The sequence below is a fragment of the Corynebacterium sp. H78 genome, assembly GCF_037572275.1.
Classification (GTDB): Bacteria; Actinomycetota; Actinomycetes; order Mycobacteriales; family Mycobacteriaceae; genus Corynebacterium.
The window spans coordinates 563,442-586,984 of the sequence record NZ_JBBHKX010000002.1; the positions used below are offsets into that span (position 1 = coordinate 563,442).

Genomic DNA, 23,543 nt, shown 5'->3' on the forward strand with positions numbered 1-23,543 from the left:
CCAAACGCAGTAATCTGGACTCCATGAGTATTCGCCGTCGTCGCTTCCGCCCTGCACTATTAGCGGGGCTGGTGTCGACGGCGTTCTTGGCTTCTTGCATGGCTAATCCAGGGGAAGCCCCAACGGTGGCAGAGGACCCAAAACCGCAAGATCAGGCCAAATCTAAGGAAGATCGCGAAAAGCAGCTACGCACCATCAATATCGGCGTCGATGAGTTTGGCGAAGGCTTCAATCCGCATCTGATTTCCGATCAGTCGCCGCTTACTGATCTGATCGCGAGCTTGACACTGCCAAGTGCATTCATTCCTGATCCAGCTGACCCAACCACGTTGGTGCAGGACAAGGACGTACTCGACGACGTCACCGTGGATACAGTCACAACGAATGGCACGAAGAACACTCATATTCGATATGACATTCGTGAAGGTGCTCAGTGGTCGGATGGAACTCCTATCTCGGGAGAAGATTTTCGCTACTTGCACCGAAAGATCGTGGAAACCCCAGGGGTAGCGCATTCCGCGGGATACGAGCAGATCGATCACATCGAAGTTTCCGGTGGAGGCCGCCGAGTTGATGTCTATTTTGATGGCGAGATCGTCGGCTATCAGGAGTTATTCCGCCATTTGTTGCCTAACCACCTGCTAAGAGCGTCGACAAGCGGTTTTGAGAGTTTGCTGGCCACCAGCGTTCCTGCATCGGGTGGCAGGTATTCGGTGCTGCACATTGATGTGGGCCGTAACGAAGTGCGTTTGGCGCGCAACGATCGTTTCTGGGGTGACAATCCGGCGACAACCGAGAACGTGGTGCTTCGCCTCGCAGGTAAGGATGTTGCGGGTGCCCAGCAAATGCGCTCGAACCAATTGCAGGCAGCATACGTACGCCCAGCGGAAACGACTGTGCTGACATACGGTCTAGTACCGGACGCGGTCACCGAAGAGTTCGATGCGCCCCGCACACTGTCCGCATCACTGAACATGGCATCGGTCAGGCTTGACGACGTCGCGGTTCGTCGCGAATTGCTCGACAGCATTAATGTTGACGAAATTGCCTCGGTTGCCACTGGGCGTCGTGCAATTGAGAACCCTGACCAGGTCGAGGAATCTTCGACACCTGCGACGGAGACGGCATCTGACGAGGCTCCAGAGGGGGCACCGGAGATGACAGCATTCACAGAGGAACAGCCACTGCGGCTAGGGGCAATGGGAGAGGATCCGCAGGTTCAAGCGGCGGCTTTCGCGATCGCTGATCAACTTACTGCTGCGGGAATTCCGGCGGAGGTGACCACCTCTTCGGCTATTGATCTCACTCGCTCGTTGCTTCCATGGGGAGAAGTGGACATGGTTGTTTCGTGGGGCGAATCGGTGAACACTCGCTTGCAGGCTCGTGATCGTTACTCGTGCCCAGAAACCACCAGGCCTTCGCTGAAACCGAAGAACACCGCCACTACGAAGGGCTCTACGTCTGTACCGTCGTCGACAAGCGAGAGCTCGTCGGGAGCATCGAACGCTGAGTTTGCTGCGCCAGCGGCAACAGCGCGGGCGGGCAATCTGTCAGGAATTTGCGACCCTGAAATCGATGAATTATTGCAGGATCCCGGCACCGAGGTTCCGCCGGAGCTGTCTTCGCTTATCGACGAGCGTGCCGTAGAAATGCCAATCGCCACCGACCATATGCTGACCGTGGTGGGGCCGGGGGCTATTGTTCCACGTAACCCAGAACAAAAAGAGTGGCCATCGAGTCCGTGGACTGGTCGACTAATGACAATCCCGCTGTGGGAACGAGTCGTAATGGAAGAAGCAAAGAACTCTGCCGATGAATAGCGTTGTTTTTGTCCACGCCCACCCTGATGATGAGGCTATTTGGACAGGTGGCACCATCGCTGCGTTGGTTCGCCGAGGTGTTCAGGTCACCGTTATTACCTGCACAATGGGCGAACTTGGCGAGGTAATTGGAGAGCCATATCAAGGTCTCGTTGCGGGTCGAGCTGATCAGCTCGGTGGATTTCGCGTGCGTGAGTTAACCGAAGCGCTGACAGTTCTTGGTGCAAACGGCCCCTCACATCAGCCGATCTTCTTGGGGGGTGCGGGGTACTGGCGCGATTCTGGAATGCTCGGTGATCCAGGCAATGACGACCCGCGAGCTTTCATCAATTCTGGGGATCGTGCAGTAGCGCAATTGCGAGTTTTGCTTGATGATCTCCAGCCGGATCTAGTCATTACCTACGATGCTGACGGTGGTTATGGACACCCGGATCACATTCGCGCTCATGACATCACCGTTGCTGCCTGCGGGGACAATATCCCGACTGCATGGGCAGTGACGGATCACGACACTCTCGCTGCCGGACTTGCTGCCATCACGGTGGTGCCTGAACAATGGCATTCCGCGACAATTGATGACTTCGCATCAGTCACCGGCGAATACGGTGTCGTGCTTGACGACGCCGCCCTGTCGGCAAAAATTCGTGCATTGGAAGCTCACGCTACTCAGGCCTGGGTGGGCAACGGTTCGATGAGCCATACGAACCCACATGCCGCGTGGGGCAGCGTCGATGATTCGGGTCGTGCCCGAGGTGTGTGGGCATTATCTAATCTGCTGTGCCAGCCTTTAGTGCCGATGGAGCATTATCGACGAGGTACTGCTGAAAATTTAGCAATTCTGGGGGATGAGTAGTGATGACGGAAGCCGTCGAAAAGCACTGGGGTGACCCGGAGCGTTCCCAGAATCGTGAGGTCTTTGACAAAGGCGAAGCTGGGACAGCGATTGTGTGGCTGTGCGTTGCAGCGTTGGTCACTTTGCTGTTGGAAGTTGTCTATCTGGGGCAGTGGTGGACAATCAATGGCGTAGCCATTCCTGTGCCGTGGACGATTCCAGTGGCATACGTGATGAATTTGATTCTGACCAATACAGCGCTGTTGTGGACTTCTAAGCGCACTCTGGCTGCTGCTCCCGTGTGGTGTTGGGTTGCCGGTTACCTCATCATTACGGCATGGACTAGCCTCCCATTCGGAGGGGATGCGGCATACGGCCCATGGCTTCGTGCCATCGCTCTGCTTGCTGCCGGAGTAGCTGGTGGAGCATGGCCATTGCGTCATTCCCGATAAACTAGACTGACCTGTACAATTTACTTACACCCATTTCCCATGAAAGGTCGAGAACTCCAGCCATGACCTACGTAATCGCCCAGCCTTGTGTCGATGTAATGGACCGCGCGTGCGTTGAAGAATGCCCGGTTGACTGCATTTACGAAGGTAAGCGCATGCTGTACATCCACCCAGACGAATGCGTTGACTGTGGTGCATGCGAACCGGTGTGCCCGGTAGAGGCAATCTTCTACGAAGATGACGTTCCGGACGAATGGATCGAATACACCGATGCCAACGTCGACTGGTTCGACGATTTGGGCTCTCCAGGTGGTGCGGCAAAGCTGGGGCCACAGGACTTTGACGTGGACTTCATTTCTAAGCTGCCTCCACAGGCGGAGGAGTAAGACTCAATCCAGCCGGAGGTTTCTTGTGGCAGTTGATGCCGTGTGGGCACAGGCGCTGGCTCAATGCGGGGTGTCTGCAGGCAGCTCTGTTGTCATCCCTGAACTAGTTGAGCCAGGTCTTGTCCAACCGGTGGCAGATTTCGGCATGCGACTCGTCCGTGCTGACTCGCTGATGCAGTTGGGGCCTGCCCGTCCAGCAGCGATGATCATTCACTCCGGCGGCAGCCCGCGTGGCCGTATCTTGGGACACGACCATCTGCGGAAAGTTGTGATGTGGGCACACGAACGTAGCGTTCCACTCATCTCCGATGAACGCGAACTGCCTTACTCTTGGGTGCTTGACGCGCCGTCCATCTTGTCGGACGCAGTATGCGACGGTAACCAGGACGGGCTGATTGTCATTGGATCAGAAGCTACAGGGGCGGATCACAATAGCGACGGCACCAGCCTCGATCGACACCGTGCACGACTGCAACGGCGACGCGCACTTCTCATTCCGGAGCTTCACGCAGCCGGATTCCACGTCGAGGATTCAACAGGTGGCAAACACCTATGGTGCACCAAGGGCGAGCTGGACACTGACACTATTGCTTGGTTAGCGGCGCACGACATTCCAGCAGAACTGGGAAGCACATTCGGTCCTCGCGGAGCACGGCATATTCGGCTGAGCCTGGACGAGCCGACCGAGTTTATTGAGGCCATTGCAGGGCAATTACGCCAAGCACGTGAGGCACACGAGTAATTCATGGGACGAGCAGCAGGTAACCGCGATTCATGGTGGGGAAAAGACCGCGAGCGTACGACGGCCCAACTGAGCGATGTCGATTCGCTACTGCACGCGGAGCCGTCCATTCCGTTTCACCCCGACGTTCTTTACGAGGATGACGAACTCATTGTTGTCGACAAGCCACCTTTCTTGCCATCCACCCCAAATGGGCGATTGCAAGCCAACACTGTGCAGCAGCGTTTGCGACAGCGTTACGACGAGCCGGACATTGTCGCTCTCCATCGATTAGATCGATTGACTGCGGGGGTGTTGCTGCTGTCGAGGAATCCACAGACACGTGGTGCGTATCAGCGGTTGTTCCAGGTAGGGGACGTCGCCAAGAAGTATGAGTGTTTGACAGTGATGCCCGATGACTGGGATTCGGGGGAAAGCCGAGCAGCGGATCTCTGGTTGTTGAACACGCCAGGGCAGCGCGGGGTGTCAGTCGTTCCCGAGGGCATAACCGGTGCGAAGCAGGCATCGACGCAGGTGACCTTTGTCGGTCCGGTAGCTGCTGATATCGGGGATGTCCTTGGAGATTCCCACGGGGGCGCGTGTGCTTGTGGGAGTTGTGGCCAGGTGATGACCGTCGCAAAGTGGTTGTTGGAGCCGGCGACCGGGCGGACTCACCAATTGCGGGCGACGATGAACCACCTGGACTATCCGATTCTGGGTGATGACACCTATCCGAACGACGCGGGCCGTGATATTGGGGATTTCAGCGTGACGCTGCGACTTTTGGCGACGAGCGTGGCTTTTACCGACCCGCTGTTGGGTCGTGTTCGAAATTTCGAGACTGCTCGGGAAGTGGGAATCCGAAGATAAATATAATATGCATTCATGATTAGTAAGAAGGTGTGTGAGACACCAGCCGGAGAACCCGCAGAAAAGACGACGGCGAAGAAGACGACACCCCGGGGTCGGATGGCAACGAGGTTGGTGTCGACCCTCGTGGCAGGAGTGGCGGTAGTAAGTAGTGCCCTGCCCGCAGCCGCTTCACCAAAGCTGCCGGTGTTACCAGAGACATCGGGAACGGCGGAGTCACCTAGCGCACAGCGAGTGCAATTCCCTAGCGACGAGCTCCCTGGCCTCGACCATCACATTGCGGGTACATCGAGCCCAATTATTCCGCGTCCCCTGTTGGAGCCCGCAGAGCGTGCACTAGGTACCGTCACCGGGTCACCAATGGGCCTCGATGCCTTCGCGGAGGGGGAGTGCACCCCATTGACGGTACTCATGGTGCCGGGCACGATGGACACGAATAGGGTTCGCTCGCCTGAGCATCCGATTGGCACATTCCTGGGAGAGATGGGCTCCACATTCCAGGACCGTTTTGGCGACAACGCTCGCGTAGCGTGGATTCCGTACACCTCTGATGCGGTGGCGACTGCAAGCTATGGTCAGTCCCGGATCGATGGTGCGGCTGCTGTCGAGCAATCCATTGACTACTTTGCGACGGCGTGCCCAAGCACCTCTTTTGCTTTCGTGGGATATTCGCAGGGAGCGGACATCGTCAATGTCGTTGCCTCGAATATCGTTGCAGGCCAGTCACGTATCGAGGCTTCCCAGGTCAATTCAATCGTGGCACTGGCGAACCCGCGCCGGAGCCTGGTCAGCAATAGTGACGGCAGCTCGGTAGCGAATGCCACCTATGGCACGGCAGCAGCGGACACCCAGGGCATGTTCGGGCCGGTTGATGGCGCCTGGGGTGAGTTGTCGGATCGCGTCATCGAGATCTGCAACGAAGGCGATCAATGGTGTTCTGCAGATTCCAGGATTGCGCCACTATCGGGCCTGTTTGAGGAGCTGTCGTTGGATCCGGCAGACACCAAAAAGACCGCGCACGCAGTCAGAGAGGTTTTGCAGGACGAAGAATCGTATTGTCCTGAGACTCGTGAAGGCTTAGCGGTCTTTCTGAAATTCCTACTTAGTGGCACGGAAGTCCACTTGGCATACGACACCAGTGTGGACGGCATGCGTCCGGGAACTGACATCGCAACCGAGTGGGTACTTCAGCGGGCGGAAGCCGCGGGTGTGACACTGAGTGGCGCCACGACTACTGGCTCGACTACCACTGACTCGACTACCACTGACTCGTCGAGCGACGTTCCAGCTGCTGGCGGTACTGCTTCGTCGTTGTAGGAAGCAATTCTCCAGTTGCCCAGTCGAGAATGACTCCGTAATGGCGAACGAGATCGAGCTGGTCAAGTTCACCAGCTCGGTATCGAGCCGCGACGCTTTCGGCGTCTTCGGTGATCTTGGCCTGACGTTCGTCGCGAAGAGTTGCGCGCAGTGTGGTTGTTGCGGCGTCATCTAGTCGGTAGTCGTCGATTTCCGCATCGACGACGGTGATGACGACACCGTAGTCCTTCGCAGCGCGCTCGACGGACACATATTCGTCGATGACATCTTCGAGCACTGCCTCCGGGTCACGCTCTAGGGGATCTCCGAAACCACCGCCACCAGCTGATGGGCGTTCAAAGGAGTCGCCAGGGGACACCTTCTCATTAGAGAAGATTGCGCCCAAGTAGCGCTCGTTTTCGGAGCCACGGTTCAGCCACACTCCGTGCGGAATCGATGGCAAGCCACCGTTGATACCCCAGGTCACAGAGCGGGATCGGTCACAGCAGTAACTCATCACGGTGGAACGGCAGTCGGTGAGCATGCCTCCCTTGGAGACACCCAGGCCGCCTCGGTACTTGCCCGGTCCGCCAGAGTCGGTGATGAGGCGATGATGGCTAGTCAGAACAGGGGACAAGCGCTCCTGGCCTTCGACGGGCTGCACAGCCAAACCAGGTCCGAACACTGGTGCGGTCGCAGATGAACCATCACGGTCCGTTCGGCCACCCCAGCCGCCAGCCATCCAGTCGTACCACATGAAGAAGGCGCCCTTGTCGGTCTCTTCCTTGATATCGCGGGTGTCTTCGCCACCAATCAGCAGGTACTCCAGGTTGAAGGAGCACGCCAGCGCACGGTCTTCCATGAGATTGGACCACAGCTCGAAAACGGCATTCATGATCTTCTCGTACGGACCCGAACAGAAGCCAGTCACGGCGTGTGGCAGCCCAGCATTGACGACGGTTCCCTCTGGCCCCAAATCCACATCCATGGCGCGGTAGAGGCCCGAGTTCAGTGGCACATCTGGGAAAAACGTCTTGGTGCCTGCGACAACGCCCGAGAACGCGGAGCCGTAGCCGGCGTTCAAGAAGCTGGCGACCGCAGGAGCGGAGCCATCCAATGAGTAGGACAGCCGTCCACCCTTGATCCGCATGGTTACCTTGATGGGGATGAGCTGCTCGTCCTTGGCCGGATCCAAATCGAGGTAGTCGACCGTCGACCACTCACCATCCGGGAACTGCGAGACTCGCGCACTCACGATGTCTTCAACGTAATCCTGGACTTCTTGAAGAGCGGTTTTAACAACGTCGAAGCCATACTTTTCGACGAGTCGCAGAATTTCACGTTCGCATACCGCAGTTGCTTCTGCCTGTGCACGCAAGTCACCCATGATGATTTCTGGGCTACGGGTATTGGCGGCGAGCATCTTGGCGATGTCTTCCAGCAAGCGCCCCTGTTGCCAGATGCGAATCGGTGTAATACGAAGACCTTCGGAGAAGTAGTCCGTCGCAGAGACGTCGAAAGAGCCAGGTACCGAACCACCGGCATCTGCCCAGTGGCCCTTGTTCTGTGCGAAGGCAAGGAGCTTGCCTTCGGCGAAGATAGGGCGCAAGAACGATACGTCATTCATGTGTGTGCCACCGGCGTAAGGGTCGTTGACACAGAAAACATCGCCTGGATGAATATCATCGCCGAACTCGTCGAGAACGGCTTGGCACTGGAAGTGCAACGTGCCCACGTGGACTGCGATATCCTGGTCGCCTTGCATGACGGTGTTGCCCTGGGCGTCGCACAGTGCGGATGAGAAGTCGCGGGAGTAGATCACGAATGAGTAGCAGGTTCGGAGGATCTGCTCGCTCATGAGATTGACGGAGGTTGCGAAGGCATTCTTCAGAACCTCAAACGTCACGGGATCAAGTGTGCGTCGATTGGTGTTGACAGAAGTCATGATTTTCTCCTCGGAATGCCTTAGTTTTGTGCCTGCTCGGCCTGGCCGATATGGATGCGGATATTGGCCCACTCGTCGATCTCTGCGACATCTCCAGGTGGAATGACCGTAGTGGCATCGAACTGATCGATGATGGCTGGGCCGCTGACACGGGTACCTGGATTGAGCTTGTCGCGGTCGTAGATTGGAGTTTCTACCCAGCCTCCAGCGGACAGGAAGTGAACATCACGGGTTCGCGGTGCCTGCGGAGCTTCTTGCTCCTTGACCTCAAAGTGCGCGAATGGAGGGCTATCAAGCTGGCCGATAGCAGTGACGCCGATCTGGTACAGCTCTACCGGTGCATCAGGCTTGGAGAATGAGTATTCACGCTCATGTTCTTCGTGGAAGAGAGCGATGGCATCGTCGAGTGGGCTGTCTGAGTCGGGAAGCGTGATCGTGAGGGAACGCCACTGGCCGCGGTATCGCATGGATGCCGTGGTCTCGAACTTCATTCGATCTTCTGGGATTCCTTCGTGGTGAAGGCGGGTGCGACCTTCCTTCAGCAACTCGCGATAGCTCGCTCTCAAGTCTGCCGAGTCGACATCCTCAATTGCCGACTGGTACATCTGCGAAATGTCGTGGCTAATGTCGACCAACAAACATCCCTGTGCAGAGGTAACACCTGGATGCGGAGGCACAACAACTGTAGGAATCGACAGCTCTCGAGCTACTTCCGCACCATGCAAAGCTCCCGCGCCACCACCAACAACAAGGACGAAATCACGCGGGTCGTAGCCACGGCGAATCGATAGCAGGCGTACCGCATCCGCCATATTCGCATTGGCAACCTGAATGACATTCTCTGCAGCCACTTCGCGGTCAAGATTCAATGGCTTTGCGACGGTCGTCGTGATGGCATCGCGCGCTGCACCGATGTCCAGCTTCAAGGCGCCACCGATCAGGTCGGTACCGAGGCGGCCAAGCGTGACATTCGCATCAGTGTTGGTGGCTTCTGTGCCACCGCGCTGGTAGCAGACCGGGCCTGGGTCGGCGCCTGCAGACTGAGGGCCATTGCGCAACGAACCTGCATCGTCGATCCAAGCGAGGGAGCCACCGCCTGCGCCAATGGTCAGAACTTCGATGGACGGGAAGGTAATGGGGAAGCCGTATTCAATCTGCCATTGCTTGGTGACACGAATACCGCCCTGATACACCAATGAAATATCGGTCGACGTGCCACCCATTTCCAGACCAATCGCATTCTCGTACCCACAGCGAGTTGCGATGTCTTGGACTGCAATCGCACCAGCAGCAATACCCGACGCAGCTAGTCGCACTGGGTACTTGGACACCATCTGCGGAGTCATCGAACCGCCACCGGAGTGCAGAAGCAGGAGGTCGCCTTCATAACCACCGTCGGCAAGCTGGTCTGACAAGCGGTTAACGTAGCCGGATACCAGGGGCGCGATAACGGCATTGGACACTGCTGTGGAGAAGCGCTCGTACTCGAAGATTTCAGGCAGGATTTCGCAGGACGTGGACACTGCGACATCCGGAAGTTCTTCGCGCAGGATCTCGGCCATGCGCTGCTCATGAATGCTATTTGCATGGGAGTTGAGGAAACAAATAGCGACTGTTTCGACGTTCTTGCGACGCAGTGTCGTCGCCAATGAACGCGCCTGCTCTTCGTCGAGAGACTTGATGACGGTGCCGTCGTAGTCGATACGCTCACTGACTTCGTAGCGGTCTCGGCGTCGAATGTACGGATCGGACACGTCCTCGTAGGCGTCCCAAAGCTCGTCCTTCGTGCCATCACGAATCTCAAGAACGTCCCGGAACCCTTCGGTGGTGACGAGGGCCGCCCGCGGGAAGTTACGGGTAATCAGGGCATTCGTTGCGACGGTCGTGCCATGGCTCAGCACTTCGACTTCAGGCAAGCTGACATTCGCCTGGCCGATGCCGTTCATGACGGCACGCATCGGATCATCCGGAGTCGATGGAACTTTAGCGACGGACAGCTCCTTCGTCTCTGTATTCACGATGGCGACGTCGGTGAAAGTGCCTCCGACATCAACAGCTACGCGGTATCGCTTGTCTGAACTGGCCATAGAAATGGCACCTCTTCCTTGTTCGTGGATCAATATCTCGGGGGAACTGCTCGCTCGTGGCGGAAGTTGTGCTCAACTATCGGACGCAGTCAGAAAAGTGACAATGGAAGTTCGTCCAAAGATTCCATGAAAAGTTGGGCATTCGTCCAAAAGTCGACAATGAAGGGCATAAAGTTTTGAGGTGAAATTATGATGCGGATCACAAAAAGTATTTGCGAACCGAAAGGATGACGTGTTCACACTCGGCGATGTATTGCTCGCGCACACCGAATTGCGTCTTGTCACGGAGACAAACACCAATCGTTCGATGACCGCGATGTGTCGCCTCGGTGATGGCGAGGTCGCCGACTGGTTTGTGATTGTTGACGGGGCGCAACGCGCACGTGGAGCAGCAGCCATTCATCAGCTGACAACAGCTGGCGCGGTGTTGTGGCACGGCGATTCAGTTCCGCCAGAAGTGGTTTCAGCAGCTGGGGGACATGGCATTCCTTTGGTGCAGCTGCCGGAGAGCACGCCACTCACCGAGATCTATGCTGCGGTCGCAGCTCTAGGGCAGCGGGTCCGAGATACTTCTTCGTGGCGGAAGCTCACGGCAATCGACAGGCTTAGTTCGGCGCTGATGTCACGGCAGCCCGAGGCGGAACTCATTTCCGAATACACACGCCTGACCAACAACACGGCGCTGCTGACCAATATCGACGGCGACGTGGTCGCCAGTACTGGCCAGCTACCAGCACGTACCTTGGCTCGAGTGCTGCGAGGTCGTCGTCCGACTACGCACTCCGCCCGCATTGGTCGCTGGGCGGTCACTGCGATTCCCATTACTGCTGGGGACGGAGCCTGGGCAGTGGGGGACGGCAAATGGTTTGTCATCGGTGTGCGCGCTGCTGATCCGCCTTTGGCACACGATCCAGTAGCCTTGGCTGCCCAGAAACTCCTGCTCGTCGCCACAGAATCCAGACGGCAGCTATCTCAGGCCGAGACGATGCGTGCAACGAGCGTCGTCGCATCGTTGATCTACGGCGATGGTGATATCGATGAACTTGTGAATGCCCTTGTCAGTCGAGGATTCTCACGAGATGCCGAGTATCGAATTATTGCTGCAGGAAACCGTCGCAAAGCTGCAGAACCCGGTGTGGGAGTAGCCGCAGCAGAAGCCGCAGCGCGATCATCTGCGCCGTTGCTACTTGCGCCGGTGGAGGGAAGACTCGTGGCAGTTGTCGAATCAGGATTAGCCGACGACGCCATTGCAACCGCCTTGCCGGAACCCGTGGGGATGTCGCAGCCATTCGGTCGAGTGCGCACAGCTCAACAAGCGTGGAGACAGGCAAAAGTCGCACAGCTTTCAGAAACTCCCCACGAGACAGTTCGTTCCTTCGATGATTGCGCAGCATTCGCCCAAGCCGCCGCGTTGTTGGATGCTGCAGCGCTGGCACAATGCGTCCGAAAGACTGACACCGCCCTGGATTCGCTTGGCGACGGCTACCAGTTGGCGAATGCGCTCATGGAAGAAAACTTCGTCGTGAAGGCGACAGCGAAGAGAATGGGCGTCCATATGAATACTGTTCGCAACAGGCTCGACGTGTTGTATGACGAGCGGGGGATTACCCGGGAGGACATCGTCATGTGGCACTTGTGGCGTCAACTAGACGGCTCGTGATGCCGTTGGGGAAGCCGAAAAAACCGGCAGACACCCGTGGTGAAACGGAATGTCTGCCGGTACGTGTTTAAAAAAGCTTCGCCGAAATCAGAGTGACTGACTAGTGGTGAACAGCACCTTCAGCGGCGGGAGTCTGAGCGGCCCGAGCCTTCGAACGTGGCCCCTTCGTCACTGCTGCGATGATTCCGAGGAACGCACAGACCGCGAGGACAGCGATGACCTGCTGGCGGGCACCTTCGTCGAAAAGCATCATGATGCCAAGACCGACGATGAGTAGAACGGCAACCCACGACAGGACAGGGAAAGCCCACATGCGTACAGAGAGCTCGCCCTTTGCTTCCATCTGTGGGCGCAATTTGATTTCCGACAGTGCGATGACGAGCCAAATTACCAAGAGGCAGCCACCCACGGCATTGAGCAAGAAGACGAGTACTGAGGAACCATCGAACGCGACCTGAATGCCGAGCGATAGGAATGCGAAGACCATGGACATGATGACAGCGCGGCTAGGCACTGCGGAATCGTTGGTCTGGGCGAAGAAGGTAGGAGCTTCGCCACGGTTAGCCATGGAGTAGACAAGACGTGATGTTGCGTAGATCTGTGCGTTGAACGCGGAGAGCAGGGCCAACACGATAATTACTTCCATGAAGCCCACAACACCCGGCAGGTTTGCCTGCTGTAGGACCAAGGTGAATGGCGACTCTGCAGCGCTGTCGGCACCCTGAATCTGTGCGTATGGCAGCAAGAAAATAATGACCAGAACACAGCCCAGGTAAAACACCGAGATACGGAAGATTACAGAACGAACTGCGGCAGCAATGGAGCGCTTTGGATCGTCAGATTCCGCAGCTGCAATCGTCACAATCTCAATGCCGCCGAAAGCAAACGCAACGGCGAGGAGGCCTGCCGCAATGCCGGCTGGGCCGTTCGGTAAGAAGCCAGATTCGGCAATGTGCGTGGTGCCGACGAAAGTGGTGCCTGGCAGCAGCCCGAAGAAGAGCAGCACGCCGACGATCAAGAACGCAACAATGACGGCGACCTTAATGAATGCGAACCAGAACTCGAACTCGCCGAAGCCCTTGACCTGAGCCAAGTTCACAACAGCGAAGAAAACTACGCAGACGAGACCTGGGATCCATCCAGGAATTCCCCACCAGGCACCCATGATGGCACCAGCGCCGGTGATCTCTGCACCCAGCACCATGATCAACATGAACCAGTACAACCAGCCCAAGATGAAGCCGGCAGATGGGCCGAAGGCCATTTCTGCGTAGGTCGAGAAAGATCCTGATGCTGGTCGGGCTGCCGACATCTCGCCAAGCATCTGCATCACGAGAACAACGACGAAACCAGCAACAAGGTAGGAAATAAGAACGCCAGGGCCAGCAGCTTGAATGCCAACACCCGTTCCAAGGAATAGACCAGCGCCAATGGCTGAACCCAGACCCATCATGGTGAGATGTCGGACCTGTAGGCCCTTTCCGAGTTCAGTTTCACCCCCGCTAGCAGGAGTTTGTGAAGTAGAAGTCATGGTTTTCACACTACTAGCCGGGTTAATGGCACATAAACGTAACTCTCAGCTACCCCTCAGGGTTACCCCCATTTTCGAAGCGCATGCAAATAGCGGCGTGATCGGGATCTTGGAAGAAATGCATATTGTTTCGACCAGCGAGTTCCCATGCAGTGACGCGACGATTCTCGTCCAGAATCTCAATTGGAGTTGTGGAGTCGATGAGAATGTTCTTTTCGATCACACAGTCATTGCCCAGATCGACGCCAATGACGCCCGCAGATACGCCAATCTTGCATCGCTCACCGATATGTAGCGGAATACGGCGACCGCGTTTTTCTTGCCGCGCGATCGCAGTACCTGCCAGACCCAGGTGGGTGCCACTGCCAAGTACCACACCGGATGAGAGGCGTCCCTCGATCTTGCATGGACCGAGTGAACCGGAGTTGAATGACACGAAACCTTCGCGAAGTACCGTTGTTCCCGGCGCCAAGTACGCGCCCAGCCGAACACGTTCGGCTTCACCGATTCGTACTCCCGACGGCAACACGTAGTCCACCATTCGTGGCATACGGTCGATGGAATACACGTGAATCAAACCGCGTTGGCGCAGATTCGTACGCATCGACTCGAAATTGTCGGGCAAGGCCGGACCCTTATTCGTCCACGCAACGATATTCAACGAGTCAAAGACATCATCCATATTGATGGTGTGTGGCTCGATAATGCGGTGCGACAGCAAGTGCAGACGCAAGTACGCATCGTGGGGATCGATTGGTGGCTTCGACAAATCAGCGATGGTAGTTCGAACCGCTACTTGCTCGACCCGACGATCCTCGTCGAGAAGAACCTGACGAAGCATCTGTGGAGAAAGATCATGAGCACCGAGGCGTCGCGTGCCACTTTCCCGAACTTTGTCGTCCAAAGCAGGGGATGGGTACCAGGTATCGAGCACCGTCCCATCCATCGCGATATTGGCAATTCCCGTAGCCGAAGCACCAATGGTCATCATGCTTTCGATACTATCTGGTCTGGACTTTTGCTTCGATTTATGTCCCGTCCGTACCCCTTACAGGAGAACCGTCGTATGTCTGGTACCGCGCTGCAGCGAGCACAAATCATCCTTGCCATAGGTGTCGGCGTTGGCCTGCTGCTCGGTGTAGCTGGCGCCGTGCTCAATATGGTGTGGCTCACCCATGCTGCATTGTGGTTCCTCGCCGCAATTGGGTTTTTCTTAATGTTCGCCATTGGATTCACAATCCGGCCAGGACAAGCCCCATGGACCATTGTTGGCGCGATTGCGGTCGCGGTGCTGCTTCTCTTTGGCATTTTCGGCGTAGGCTCGCGGCTTCTCATGCTTGCCGGGGCATTAGCGCTGGCCTCGGGAATGATTTATCGAATGCTGTGGCAACGCAAGCTTCAGCTTCGCGACGATCGAATCAATGCACTACCGAACTGGGAACGTGACGAACTTGGTGAGCGTCTCGCTGCGCAGCTGGATGCGTCGTTTACTCGCCGACCGCAGCCGGCGTTCGATGTGACTGGCGAAGTTGATCCCTCGGAGGTCCGCGGAGCAGAGGCACGACTGTTGCTGGCGCTGTGCCGTCCGCTACCCGGAGCAACAGTGATTGAACGACTTCCGTACCGAGATGACGAGGTTTCAATCTCTGCTGGTGATGGTGGTGGATACGCGAGTGTGGCTCTCTACGGAAGCCGCGTTGCTGTTGTACATACGCAGTGGCCCGCAGGCGTTGTCGTCGACAAGCAGGAGCTACCTGCAGGGGTGACAGTGCGCGAGTTCTTGCTGCGCTCCGGTGATGAGTTGGACGATGCTCCTGAGGATGCGCCGACAATCGTCACGCCTACAGAACCGCATGAGCTGGCGATGTTTGTGGCCGGTGGTGCACCGGCGAACGGCGATGCACTGCATGGGAAGGCTGCAGACTTGCACGATCGCGTGTTGAGCAGACTGTTGCGCTAGTTAACGGGTGGGGCAGTATGACATCTATTCTGCGGAGAAACTGCGCAGCGATTATGTTCGACACTTATGACACCTTCGCGCACTCCATCTCCAGAAAAGCAGCGCCGTCTTCGTGGACCACTAATGGTTCGAGAGTCCGGGCCGCAGTCGTCGACGACTGACCACCGGCTGCTGTCGCCTCAGAAAGACACTGATTGGCTACACACCGACACGTGGCGGGTGCTTCGTATTCAGTCTGAGTTCGTCGATGGTTTCGGTGCGCTGGCAGAGATTCCCAAGGCGATCACCGTTTTTGGATCGGCGCGAGTGAAAGAAGATCATCCGTATTACCACCAGGCATACGAGCTGGGAAAGGCTATTGCGGATGCCGGATATGCGTGCATTACCGGTGGTGGTCCAGGCCTTATGGAGGCACCGAACCGTGGCGCCTATGACGTGGATGGTTTGTCCATCGGTCTTGGCATCGAATTGCCCCACGAACAGTCTCTGAACGAGTGGGTCGATTTGGGCATGAACTTTCGGTACTTCTTCGTACGCAAGACCATGTTCTTGAAGTACTCGCAGGCATTCGTATGCATGCCAGGTGGATTCGGTACTCTCGACGAACTTTTCGAAGCGCTGTGCATGGTACAAACCGGCAAAGTCGTGAAGTTCCCAATCATTCTCATGGGCACCGAGTTCTGGTCGGGTTTGGTCGAGTGGATCGAGGAGCGACTTGTATCGGAAGGCATGATCGCCCCGGAGGACACTCAGTTGATGCTGGTGACCGACTCCATCGACGAAGCGATGGCGCACATTATCGAAGCGCACTCCCACGGCGACGACACGCCAGATCACGCGTAATCCGAATGGTCAGAAGTGCTTTTCAGTCGTCGCCACGTCCTGCGGTGATGGCTATTGTGAATCGAACTCCCGACTCCTTCTACGATCGTGGCGCAACGGCTGCAGAGAAAGCTGCGTTAGAGCGTATCGACGACGTCGTAAAGCAAGGCGCTGACGTAATTGATATTGGCGGGGTTAAAGCAGGTATCGGCGACTACGTGTCTGTTGCGGAGGAAATCGACAGGGTAGTGCCAACGATCGCTGCAGCGCGAGAAAAGTATCCCGACGTGTACATCAGCGTGGACACGTGGAGATCAGAGGTCGCAGCCGCCGCTATCGCAGCTGGGGCGAATCTGGTCAACGACACCTGGTCTGGACACGATCCCGAGCTCGTTGAAGTCGCTGGTCAGCATCGAGTGGGGTACGTATGCTCGCACACCGGAGGGGCGAAGCCACGTACGAACCCTTATCGCGTGCATTACGACGATGTCGTGGCTGATGTCATCGCCGAGACGACGGCACTCGCGGAGCGGGCGGTCGCTGCCGGCGTGCCCGAATCGCAGGTACTGATTGATCCAACCCACGATTTTGGCAAGAACACTCATCACAGCTTGGAACTGCTCCGCCGTGTTGATGACCTCGTTGCTACCGGGTGGCCAGTACTGATGGCGTTGTCTAATAAGGACTTTGTCGGGGAAACCGTCGGGCGTGCAGTAGACCAACGCGTTCCGGGAACTTTCGCAGCAACAGCTTGGGCTGCGCAGCGAGGTGTTGCCATGTTTCGAGCACACCAAGTAGCGGGCACGGTCGATGTTTGTCGCATGATCAGCGCCATCGCTGGCAAGGAGATGCCTATGCGAGTGTCCCGCGGGCTCTTGTAGCCTGAGCGTATGAGCATTGCCGTCGCCGCTGCGTATTTCCTGCTTATCCCACTATTCGCTCTATTGTGCTGGGTCGTGTTCAAAGCGATACCCAACAATGGCATACCGGACACCCAATCTGGAAAAAGGGATATTATGGAAAGCACAGCCGTGGGGCATGATGTCCCACGGCATCTAAACAGTAGTGAAGAGGAAGTGCCCACATGGCAGCTATGAAGCCCCGTACAGGCGATGGCCCGCTGGAAGCGGTTAAAGAAGGCAAGAAGATTGTCATGCGCGTTCCTGCCGATGGTGGCGGACGCCTCGTGGTCGAAATGACCCCAGAAGAAGCAGCAGAGCTCGGAGCAGCGCTGTCCAAGGTAGGGATCTAGCCAAAGAGGTTGATCCTCGCTAGACCTAGGGCTCGTCGAAAAGAGTAAGGGCACAAATTGGTTGTCCGCCACAGGGCGGTACACTGATGTGCCATGCGGTGTGCGTGCATACCGCGATTCTTTTACGACGGCCCTATTTTGTTTTAGGAGTGATGAGGGTGCTCGCCGACATCATTGACGTGCTTGCAGATCCAATTGACGGCTCAGATCTGGAGCGTGGGGATGCCGACTGGGCAACGCTGAAGTCCACCTCAGGGCATAGCTACGATGTCGCAAAACAGGGTTATGTCACGCTCGCTGGAGGCGCTGGACTGCGCTACTCCGGTGACGATGCCAAGATGATTGAGGCTCGCGAGCAATTCCTGTCGGGAGGTCACTACGCACCTTTCGTTGAGGCAGTGACCGGCAACGTCCAAGATGTTCTTGACGACGCGAACGTGTGCGACGACGACAGCCCTGTCATCCTCGAAATCGGAGCAGGAACCGGCTACTACTTGGCCCACACTCTCGACGGAGTGGAGAATTCTCGAGGTGTTGGCATCGACGTGTCGGTGCCCGCGGCAAAGCACCTCGCCAAATGCCATCCGCGAGTTGGTGCCGTAGTCGCCGACGCATGGGCACGCTTGCCTATCCGCGACAACTCCATCGATGCCATCACCGTCATTTTCGCGCCACGCAATGCAGAAGAGTTTGCGCGAGTACTGAAACCAGGCGGTCAGGTCGTCGTTCTGACCGCCGCGCCGGGCCACCTCAGCGAGCTCCGTGCGCCACTTGGCATCATCGATGTGGAACGGGGCAAGGTTGAGCGGATGATTGCACAGGCAGAAGGTCACCTCGTGCCAGTCGGTGAGCCGGAACTGGTCGAATACGAGATGATCTTGGATCAGGAAGCCATTACTACGCAGATAGGCATGAGCCCTTCTGCGCGTCATATCCACCCTGATGTACTTGCCGAGCGCATCGCAGCCCTACCAACGCAAATGACCATCACGGCCCGCGCCCACATCACGCGCCTGGGCTTGGCGCAGAGCTAGTCTTTCACTTCGGTCGCGTGGATCTGTTCGTCCAGATCTTCTGGTGCCAGATCCGCGTCCGAGAACTCCACCGTCAGTGGCAAACGTAGTTGCAGATCCGTTCCCGGGCATAGCTCAATGGTTCCCTCGCGAAGCTTGAAATCCAGGACGTGGCCGCCTGCAGTGTGGTCGTCGTCAAGAAAATGCACGTGGCACCCCGGAACCGAGATTCCCTTCTCGTAGACCGGCGTGCGGAATCCCGCGATAGTGCCACGCACATTTGTGAAGTCGACGGAAGCATCAGATTCCGTTGCCTCGACCATTTTTGGGTAAGGCTTCTGCTGCTTTACGACGGTGCGAGTCTTCACCCATTCAAACTCACCCGTAATTCGCAGTGCGTACATAAAGTTCTGGCTAGGCACCATGCGATCGATGATCGGCGTGATGTCTTTACGCACGATGTTCTGTGGTGCTTGACGGACAATGTGCGGAACAAAGTTGGTGACAACGGTGTAGGGGCTGCGTTGATCCATCGTCGCGCGAGATGCCGAGCCGTCGCCGCGAAGCTGCCAGCACACGCCGTCGAGAATGACCATTTCGCCGTCTAGGCCGTCGAAGGTGCCGATGCCGAAATTGCCGTGCCCCAGAATTTCACCGATAGTCATTTCGCCGTCGTAGATGCCGTCGAGAAGAGCGGACATCAGTGAATTCTGGAAGAACGTATGTCGAACTGTTGGAAGATCATCTGGGGTAGTCACGGTTCCCACGTTAGTTGAATGCAAAAGGCGAGGTTCCTGGTTGGGAACCTCGCCATATGCGGAAATATTACGGAACTACATCAACGACTTGTAAACGTCGACGGTCTGCTCAGCAATGGTTGCCCAGCTGAAGACGTCAACTGCGCGCTTCTTTCCAGCTTCGCCGTACTGCTTGGCAGCGTCGCGGTCGGACACCATCTTGTTCACGGCTTCAGCGATGTCACGCTCGAAGCCCTCTGGATCGCTTTCGTTGTAGTGAACCAGGGTGCCGGTCTCGCCATCAACGACAACCTCAGGAATACCGCCTACGTCGGAGGCAACAACTGCAGTGCCACAGGCCATGGCTTCCAGGTTTACGATGCCCAGTGGCTCGTAAATGGAAGGACACACGAAGGAATCAGCAGCGGTGAGGATCTCCTGGATCTTCTCCTTTGGCAGCATGTCCTTTACCCAGAAGATTCCGTCGCGCTTCTGCTGCAGGTCGCTGACCAGCTGCTCAGTTTCAGCAGCGATCTCTGGAGTGTCAGGTGCGCCAGCGCAGAGGACCATCTGTACGTCCTCATCGAACATGGAGGCAGCCTTGATGAGGTGAGCGACACCCTTCTGGCGGGTAATGCGACCTACGAAAGCGACCATTGGACGCTTCGGGTCCACGCCCAGCTCGTCCAAAACGGACCAGCCATTGGCTTCCTTCGACTCTTCCCAGGTTGGGCGTGGGTACCACAACTCGGTGTCGATGCCATTGAGCACAACGTGTACGTTATCTGGTTCAATGCGTGGGTACGCATCGAGAATTGCATCCTTCATACGTGCAGACACAGCAATCACGGCATCTGCGTACTCCATGGTGTTCTTCTCAGACCAGCTTGATACGTCGTAGCCGCCACCCAGCTGCTCGCGCTTCCATGGGCGGTGCGGCTCAAGGGAGTGCGCCGTAGCGACATGTGGAATGCCCTTCAGCTTGCCGGTGAGGTGGCCACCGAGGCCGGAGTACCAGGTATGGGAGTGTACAACCTGGATGTCAGTTTCAGCCGCAGCATGAGCCATGCGCAAGCCGGTGGATAGGGTCTTGATTGCGCTGTTAGCGTCAGCCAATTCGGGGTCAACGCCGTGGACATAACAGTCCTTTTCGTCTCGCGGACCGCCCATGCAATGGACATCAACACTGACTCCGTCAACCTCGCGCATGAAGCGGGTCAACTCCGTCACGTGCACGCCAGCGCCGCCGTAAATCTCTGGTGGATACTCTCGGGTCATCATCGCAACTCGCATACATCCCAGAGTATCGCCAAATTACGAATCAGGGTGGGGAGTGGTTTCGGGGGTAACAGCTTTTCCAGCACGAGATGGAAAACACATATAGGTTGGAAGACGTGAGGAGTCAACCACATGTTCTGTCCATCGTTCTCGCCGGCGGCGAGGGCAAGCGCCTTTTCCCACTGACGGAGGATCGCGCAAAGCCCGCCGTTCCTTTCGGAGGAAGCTACCGGCTCATCGACTTTGTGCTGTCGAATCTGGTTAACGCAGGTTATGTGAAAATCTGTGTGCTGACCCAGTACAAGTCCCATTCGCTCGACCGCCACATTTCTCAGGCATGGCAGCTGTCCGGCATCACCGGCCAGTACGTCACCCCTGTGCCGGCGCAGCAGCGACTGGGCAAGCGCTGGTTCACCGGATCGGCAGACGCAATTCTGCAGTCCCTTAACCTTGTCTACGACGAGGATCCTGAGTACGTCATCGTTTTCGGTGCTGACCATGTGTACCGCATGGACCCAGAGCAGATGGTCCAGGCACACATCGAGTCTGGCGCAGGTGTGACTGTCGCAGGTATTCGCGTGCCACGCAAGGAAGCTCACGCATTCGGTTGCATCGATGCTGATGACAACAATCGAATCACCAGCTTCCTGGAGAAGCCAGCGGATCCTCCGGGCACCCCGGATGACCCAGACGCTACTTTCGCCTCGATGGGTAACTACGTGTTCACCACGTCCGCACTCATTGACGCTATTAAGCGTGACTCCGAAAACGAAGAGTCTGACCATGACATGGGTGGAGATATCATCCCAATGTTGGTCGATGAAGGCGAAGCTTACGTCTACGACTTCAAGGACAACTTCGTTCCAGGCGAGACAGAGCGAGACAAGGGCTACTGGCGTGACGTCGGTACCATCGACGCTTTCTACGAAGCGAACATGGATCTGATCTCAGTTCTGCCTGTGTTCAACCTGTACAACAAGAAGTGGCCAATCCACACGTTCTCTGAGGAGAACCTGCCACCAGCCAAGTTCGTCCAGGGCGGCATCGCCCAGGCTTCGATGGTTGGTGCCGGAACCATTGTCTCCGGTGGCACTGTCCGCAATTCAGTTCTGAGCACGAACGTCATCGTCGAAGATGGCGCAACTGTCGAAGGCTCAGTTCTGTTCCCGGGTGTCCGCGTCGGCCGTGGTGCAGTTGTTCGCCACGCAATTCTGGACAAGAACGTTGTCGTCTCCGATGGTGCAATCATTGGCGTCGATCCAGAAGCAGATGCTGAACGCTTCAAGGTTTCCGCTGGCGGAGTCGTCGCCGTTGGCAAGGGTGAAGTTATTTAATAGCTTCCACATCAACAAAATGAGGCTGACCGGAATCATTTCCGGGCAGCCTCATTTTTTGTCTAGCAATGGTGCTGAACTAACGCACCACAGTCGGCAGCGCGTTCTCTAGTTCTTCACCAACACGATAGTGCCAGCACCGATAGGCAGGCGCGCGATGGTGGCATCCTCAATAGCGAGAAGATGCTTCTCTGCCTCACGCGCTGCCACGGTATCGCGGTCAGTACGAGTATCGTCGGCCACCGTGCCGTCGAGAAGTACTCCCGTAAAAACAAGCACACCGCCGGAACGCAGCAGAGGCCACGCTAACTCCTGAATTGCAATGACATCGGTTGGTTCCGCATTGATATAGACCAAGTCGTAGGCATCAAGAGCCAGACGACCGAGGACTTCTCGTGGATGCGATGGCAGGAAGCGGTGACGAGACGCCACAGCGCCCGCCCGCTTGAATGCGTCACGAGCCAACTTCTGGTGCTCGATCTCTGGGTCGATGCACGTCAGCTGGCCACCGTTTGGCATTCCGGCGATCAAGTGTAGGCCCACAACACCAGCAGCAGGAGTTGCTGCAACAGCGGCTGCGTTGGTGGTCCGACGAGCGGTTGCCAACGTCATGAGCATGGTGAGCACGGAGCCACTTACATCGTCAGGGGTGCTGAGGCCGAATTCGGCGGCATCATCACGAGCAGCAACTAGCGCCTCGTCGGCAATAGTTGTGGAATTGATGTGGTTGCGAATTGCGTCCAGTGCGGAAAATGGGGCATTCGAAGAAGTGGATTCAGTCACAATCTTGAAGCATAGAAGAAAAAGCACCTGTCCAGGCATGGCACGCCCGAAAACGCTGCAGGTTGGGGCCAGTGTTACCAAATGTATTTTGTACTCTCAACGGTTTATCAGGATAAGGTCAATCAGAGCCCAGACTGATAAGGAACAATGTTCTTCATGACAACTCACGGAACCGCACCTGAAACGGCAGACGTAGCCCTTAGTGGCACGGCTGCGTTCGATGCTGGCGTGGGTGATATGCCAACGTGGTCCGAATTGGTCGAGCAGCATGCAGGCAGTGTGTATTCGTTGGCATACCGGCTCAGTGGCAATCCGCATGATGCAGAAGATCTAACGCAGGAAACGTTTATTCGAGTGTTCCGTTCGTTGAAGCGGTACCAGCCAGGAACGTTTGAGGGCTGGTTGCATCGAATTACCACTAACTTGTTTTTGGACATGGTGCGGCACCGGCAGACGATCCGCATGGAGGCACTGCCGGAGAACTACGAGCGAGTTCCAGGCAATGAGCCAACTCCAGAGCAGGTATTCGTTGATTCGAATCTCGATGCAGATCTCGAGTTCGCTTTGAACGAGCTACAGCCGGACTACCGCGCAGTCGTTGTGCTGTGTGATGTCGTGGGTTTGTCCTATGAAGAAATTGCGGACACACTCGGCATCAAGATGGGGACGGTACGTTCCCGTATTCACCGAGCCCGTACTCAGTTGCGCGCATCGTTGGAGAAGGTAGAGAAGAACAAGCGTTCCGTCGCTCCTGCATACTGATT

Annotated in this window: 22 protein-coding genes; 15 read left to right on the top strand and 7 right to left on the bottom strand. The window is 56.7% G+C overall.

Annotated features, from left to right (window positions below; all coding sequences use genetic code 11):
• Positions 1-23: 23 nt before the first annotated feature.
• The 7 genes from WG934_RS03730 (at position 24) to WG934_RS03760 (ending at position 6,398) form a co-directional block, all read left to right on the top strand.
• A complete protein-coding gene (locus WG934_RS03730) occupies positions 24-1,820 on the top strand; it encodes an ABC transporter family substrate-binding protein (protein ID WP_339988752.1) in 1,797 nt (598 codons plus the stop codon).
• Positions 1,813-2,673, top strand: coding sequence for an N-acetyl-1-D-myo-inositol-2-amino-2-deoxy-alpha-D-glucopyranoside deacetylase (mshB, locus tag WG934_RS03735; protein WP_339977730.1), 861 nt, complete (start codon positions 1,813-1,815; stop codon positions 2,671-2,673). The genes WG934_RS03730 and mshB overlap by 8 nt, the downstream gene beginning before the upstream one ends.
• A 2-nt stretch (positions 2,674-2,675) precedes the next feature.
• Entirely contained in the window at positions 2,676-3,104 is a 429-nt protein-coding gene (locus WG934_RS03740) for a hypothetical protein (protein ID WP_339977732.1), read from the top strand.
• Between the two features lie 62 nt (positions 3,105-3,166).
• A complete protein-coding gene (fdxA, locus tag WG934_RS03745; protein ID WP_339977734.1) occupies positions 3,167-3,490 on the top strand; it encodes a ferredoxin in 324 nt (107 codons plus the stop codon).
• 25 nt (positions 3,491-3,515) lie between these two features.
• The gene (locus WG934_RS03750) at positions 3,516-4,232 is read left to right on the top strand and encodes a hypothetical protein (protein ID WP_339988754.1); all 717 of its coding nucleotides are present in this window, start codon (positions 3,516-3,518) and stop codon (positions 4,230-4,232) included.
• Positions 4,233-4,235: 3 nt separating this feature from the next.
• Positions 4,236-5,081, top strand: coding sequence for a pseudouridine synthase (locus WG934_RS03755; RefSeq protein WP_339988756.1), 846 nt, complete (start codon positions 4,236-4,238; stop codon positions 5,079-5,081).
• A 15-nt stretch (positions 5,082-5,096) separates the two neighbouring features.
• The gene (locus WG934_RS03760) at positions 5,097-6,398 is read left to right on the top strand and encodes a cutinase family protein (RefSeq protein ID WP_339988757.1); all 1,302 of its coding nucleotides are present in this window, start codon (positions 5,097-5,099) and stop codon (positions 6,396-6,398) included.
• On the opposite strand, the gene WG934_RS03765 is transcribed toward WG934_RS03760, so the two are convergent.
• Both WG934_RS03765 and WG934_RS03770 read right to left on the bottom strand, forming a co-directional pair.
• Positions 6,340-8,322, bottom strand: coding sequence for a hydantoinase B/oxoprolinase family protein (locus WG934_RS03765; protein WP_339977742.1), 1,983 nt, complete (start codon positions 8,320-8,322; stop codon positions 6,340-6,342). The genes WG934_RS03760 and WG934_RS03765 overlap by 59 nt on opposite strands.
• A gap of 20 nt (positions 8,323-8,342) precedes the next feature.
• Positions 8,343-10,409 (bottom strand): hydantoinase/oxoprolinase family protein, encoded by a 2,067-nt coding sequence (locus tag WG934_RS03770; protein ID WP_339988759.1) that lies wholly within the window; start codon positions 10,407-10,409, stop codon positions 8,343-8,345.
• Positions 10,410-10,641: 232 nt separating this feature from the next.
• On the opposite strand from WG934_RS03770, the gene WG934_RS03775 reads away from it, so the two are divergent.
• Positions 10,642-12,069 (top strand): helix-turn-helix domain-containing protein, encoded by a 1,428-nt coding sequence (locus tag WG934_RS03775; protein WP_339988760.1) that lies wholly within the window; start codon positions 10,642-10,644, stop codon positions 12,067-12,069.
• A 100-nt stretch (positions 12,070-12,169) separates the two neighbouring features.
• Here the strand turns inward: WG934_RS03775 and WG934_RS03780 are convergent, their stop codons facing one another.
• Both WG934_RS03780 and WG934_RS03785 read right to left on the bottom strand, forming a co-directional pair.
• Positions 12,170-13,600, bottom strand: a complete 1,431-nt coding sequence (locus WG934_RS03780) for an amino acid permease (protein ID WP_339977748.1) — start codon at positions 13,598-13,600, stop codon at positions 12,170-12,172.
• A 49-nt stretch (positions 13,601-13,649) separates the two neighbouring features.
• On the bottom strand, positions 13,650-14,591 hold the full coding sequence (locus WG934_RS03785; RefSeq protein ID WP_339977750.1) for a DapH/DapD/GlmU-related protein: 942 nt from the start codon (positions 14,589-14,591) through the stop codon (positions 13,650-13,652).
• A 75-nt stretch (positions 14,592-14,666) separates the two neighbouring features.
• On the opposite strand from WG934_RS03785, the gene WG934_RS03790 reads away from it, so the two are divergent.
• The 5 genes from WG934_RS03790 (at position 14,667) to WG934_RS03810 (ending at position 18,668) form a co-directional block, all read left to right on the top strand.
• Positions 14,667-15,560, top strand: a complete 894-nt coding sequence (locus WG934_RS03790; RefSeq protein WP_339977752.1) for a hypothetical protein — start codon at positions 14,667-14,669, stop codon at positions 15,558-15,560.
• 66 nt (positions 15,561-15,626) lie between these two features.
• Positions 15,627-16,403 carry an LOG family protein gene (locus tag WG934_RS03795; protein ID WP_339977754.1) on the top strand — a complete coding sequence of 259 codons (777 nt, stop codon included), beginning with the start codon at positions 15,627-15,629 and terminating at the stop codon, positions 16,401-16,403.
• Between the two features lie 47 nt (positions 16,404-16,450).
• Positions 16,451-17,263 carry a dihydropteroate synthase gene (gene folP / locus WG934_RS03800; protein ID WP_339977756.1) on the top strand — a complete coding sequence of 271 codons (813 nt, stop codon included), beginning with the start codon at positions 16,451-16,453 and terminating at the stop codon, positions 17,261-17,263.
• A gap of 203 nt (positions 17,264-17,466) precedes the next feature.
• Positions 17,467-17,634 carry a DUF3117 domain-containing protein gene (locus tag WG934_RS03805; RefSeq protein WP_339977758.1) on the top strand — a complete coding sequence of 56 codons (168 nt, stop codon included), beginning with the start codon at positions 17,467-17,469 and terminating at the stop codon, positions 17,632-17,634.
• 158 nt (positions 17,635-17,792) lie between these two features.
• Positions 17,793-18,668, top strand: coding sequence for a methyltransferase domain-containing protein (locus WG934_RS03810; protein ID WP_339978807.1), 876 nt, complete (start codon positions 17,793-17,795; stop codon positions 18,666-18,668).
• Here WG934_RS03810 and budA read toward each other — a convergent pair.
• Both budA and glgA read right to left on the bottom strand, forming a co-directional pair.
• A complete protein-coding gene (gene budA / locus WG934_RS03815; RefSeq protein ID WP_445228203.1) occupies positions 18,665-19,348 on the bottom strand; it encodes an acetolactate decarboxylase in 684 nt (227 codons plus the stop codon). The two genes, WG934_RS03810 and budA, sit on opposite strands and share 4 nt — an antisense overlap.
• 132 nt (positions 19,349-19,480) lie before the next feature.
• Positions 19,481-20,677 (bottom strand): glycogen synthase, encoded by a 1,197-nt coding sequence (gene glgA, locus WG934_RS03820; RefSeq protein WP_339988762.1) that lies wholly within the window; start codon positions 20,675-20,677, stop codon positions 19,481-19,483.
• Positions 20,678-20,778: 101 nt separating this feature from the next.
• Between glgA and glgC the strand changes: the two genes are divergently transcribed.
• Entirely contained in the window at positions 20,779-21,996 is a 1,218-nt protein-coding gene (glgC, locus tag WG934_RS03825) for a glucose-1-phosphate adenylyltransferase (protein WP_339977764.1), read from the top strand.
• 108 nt (positions 21,997-22,104) lie between these two features.
• Here glgC and WG934_RS03830 read toward each other — a convergent pair whose 3' ends face one another.
• The gene (locus tag WG934_RS03830; protein WP_339988763.1) at positions 22,105-22,779 is read right to left on the bottom strand and encodes an O-methyltransferase; all 675 of its coding nucleotides are present in this window, start codon (positions 22,777-22,779) and stop codon (positions 22,105-22,107) included.
• A 156-nt stretch (positions 22,780-22,935) separates the two neighbouring features.
• Here WG934_RS03830 and sigE point away from each other — a divergent pair, with 156 nt between their 5' ends.
• On the top strand, positions 22,936-23,541 hold the full coding sequence (gene sigE, locus WG934_RS03835; protein WP_339988764.1) for an RNA polymerase sigma factor SigE: 606 nt from the start codon (positions 22,936-22,938) through the stop codon (positions 23,539-23,541).
• The last annotated feature ends 2 nt before the right edge of the window (positions 23,542-23,543 follow it).

Bases quoted from the DNA above. Each gene is read 5' to 3' on its own strand.
- WG934_RS03730 (WP_339988752.1), top strand. From the start codon at position 24: ATGAGTATTCGCCGTCGTCGCTTCCGCCCTGCACTATTAGCGGGGCTG.
- mshB (WP_339977730.1), top strand. From the start codon at position 1,813: ATGAATAGCGTTGTTTTTGTCCACGCCCACCCTGATGATGAGGCTATT.
- WG934_RS03740 (WP_339977732.1), top strand. From the start codon at position 2,676: ATGACGGAAGCCGTCGAAAAGCACTGGGGTGACCCGGAGCGTTCCCAG.
- fdxA (WP_339977734.1), top strand. From the start codon at position 3,167: ATGACCTACGTAATCGCCCAGCCTTGTGTCGATGTAATGGACCGCGCG.
- WG934_RS03755 (WP_339988756.1), top strand. From the start codon at position 4,236: ATGGGACGAGCAGCAGGTAACCGCGATTCATGGTGGGGAAAAGACCGC.
- WG934_RS03760 (WP_339988757.1), top strand. From the start codon at position 5,097: ATGATTAGTAAGAAGGTGTGTGAGACACCAGCCGGAGAACCCGCAGAA.
- WG934_RS03765 (WP_339977742.1), bottom strand. From the start codon at position 8,322: ATGACTTCTGTCAACACCAATCGACGCACACTTGATCCCGTGACGTTT.
- WG934_RS03770 (WP_339988759.1), bottom strand. From the start codon at position 10,409: ATGGCCAGTTCAGACAAGCGATACCGCGTAGCTGTTGATGTCGGAGGC.
- WG934_RS03780 (WP_339977748.1), bottom strand. From the start codon at position 13,600: ATGACTTCTACTTCACAAACTCCTGCTAGCGGGGGTGAAACTGAACTC.
- WG934_RS03785 (WP_339977750.1), bottom strand. From the start codon at position 14,591: ATGATGACCATTGGTGCTTCGGCTACGGGAATTGCCAATATCGCGATG.
- WG934_RS03790 (WP_339977752.1), top strand. From the start codon at position 14,667: ATGTCTGGTACCGCGCTGCAGCGAGCACAAATCATCCTTGCCATAGGT.
- WG934_RS03795 (WP_339977754.1), top strand. From the start codon at position 15,627: ATGACACCTTCGCGCACTCCATCTCCAGAAAAGCAGCGCCGTCTTCGT.
- folP (WP_339977756.1), top strand. From the start codon at position 16,451: ATGGCTATTGTGAATCGAACTCCCGACTCCTTCTACGATCGTGGCGCA.
- WG934_RS03805 (WP_339977758.1), top strand. From the start codon at position 17,467: ATGGCAGCTATGAAGCCCCGTACAGGCGATGGCCCGCTGGAAGCGGTT.
- budA (WP_445228203.1), bottom strand. From the start codon at position 19,348: ATGTCCGCTCTTCTCGACGGCATCTACGACGGCGAAATGACTATCGGT.
- glgA (WP_339988762.1), bottom strand. From the start codon at position 20,677: ATGCGAGTTGCGATGATGACCCGAGAGTATCCACCAGAGATTTACGGC.
- sigE (WP_339988764.1), top strand. From the start codon at position 22,936: ATGACAACTCACGGAACCGCACCTGAAACGGCAGACGTAGCCCTTAGT.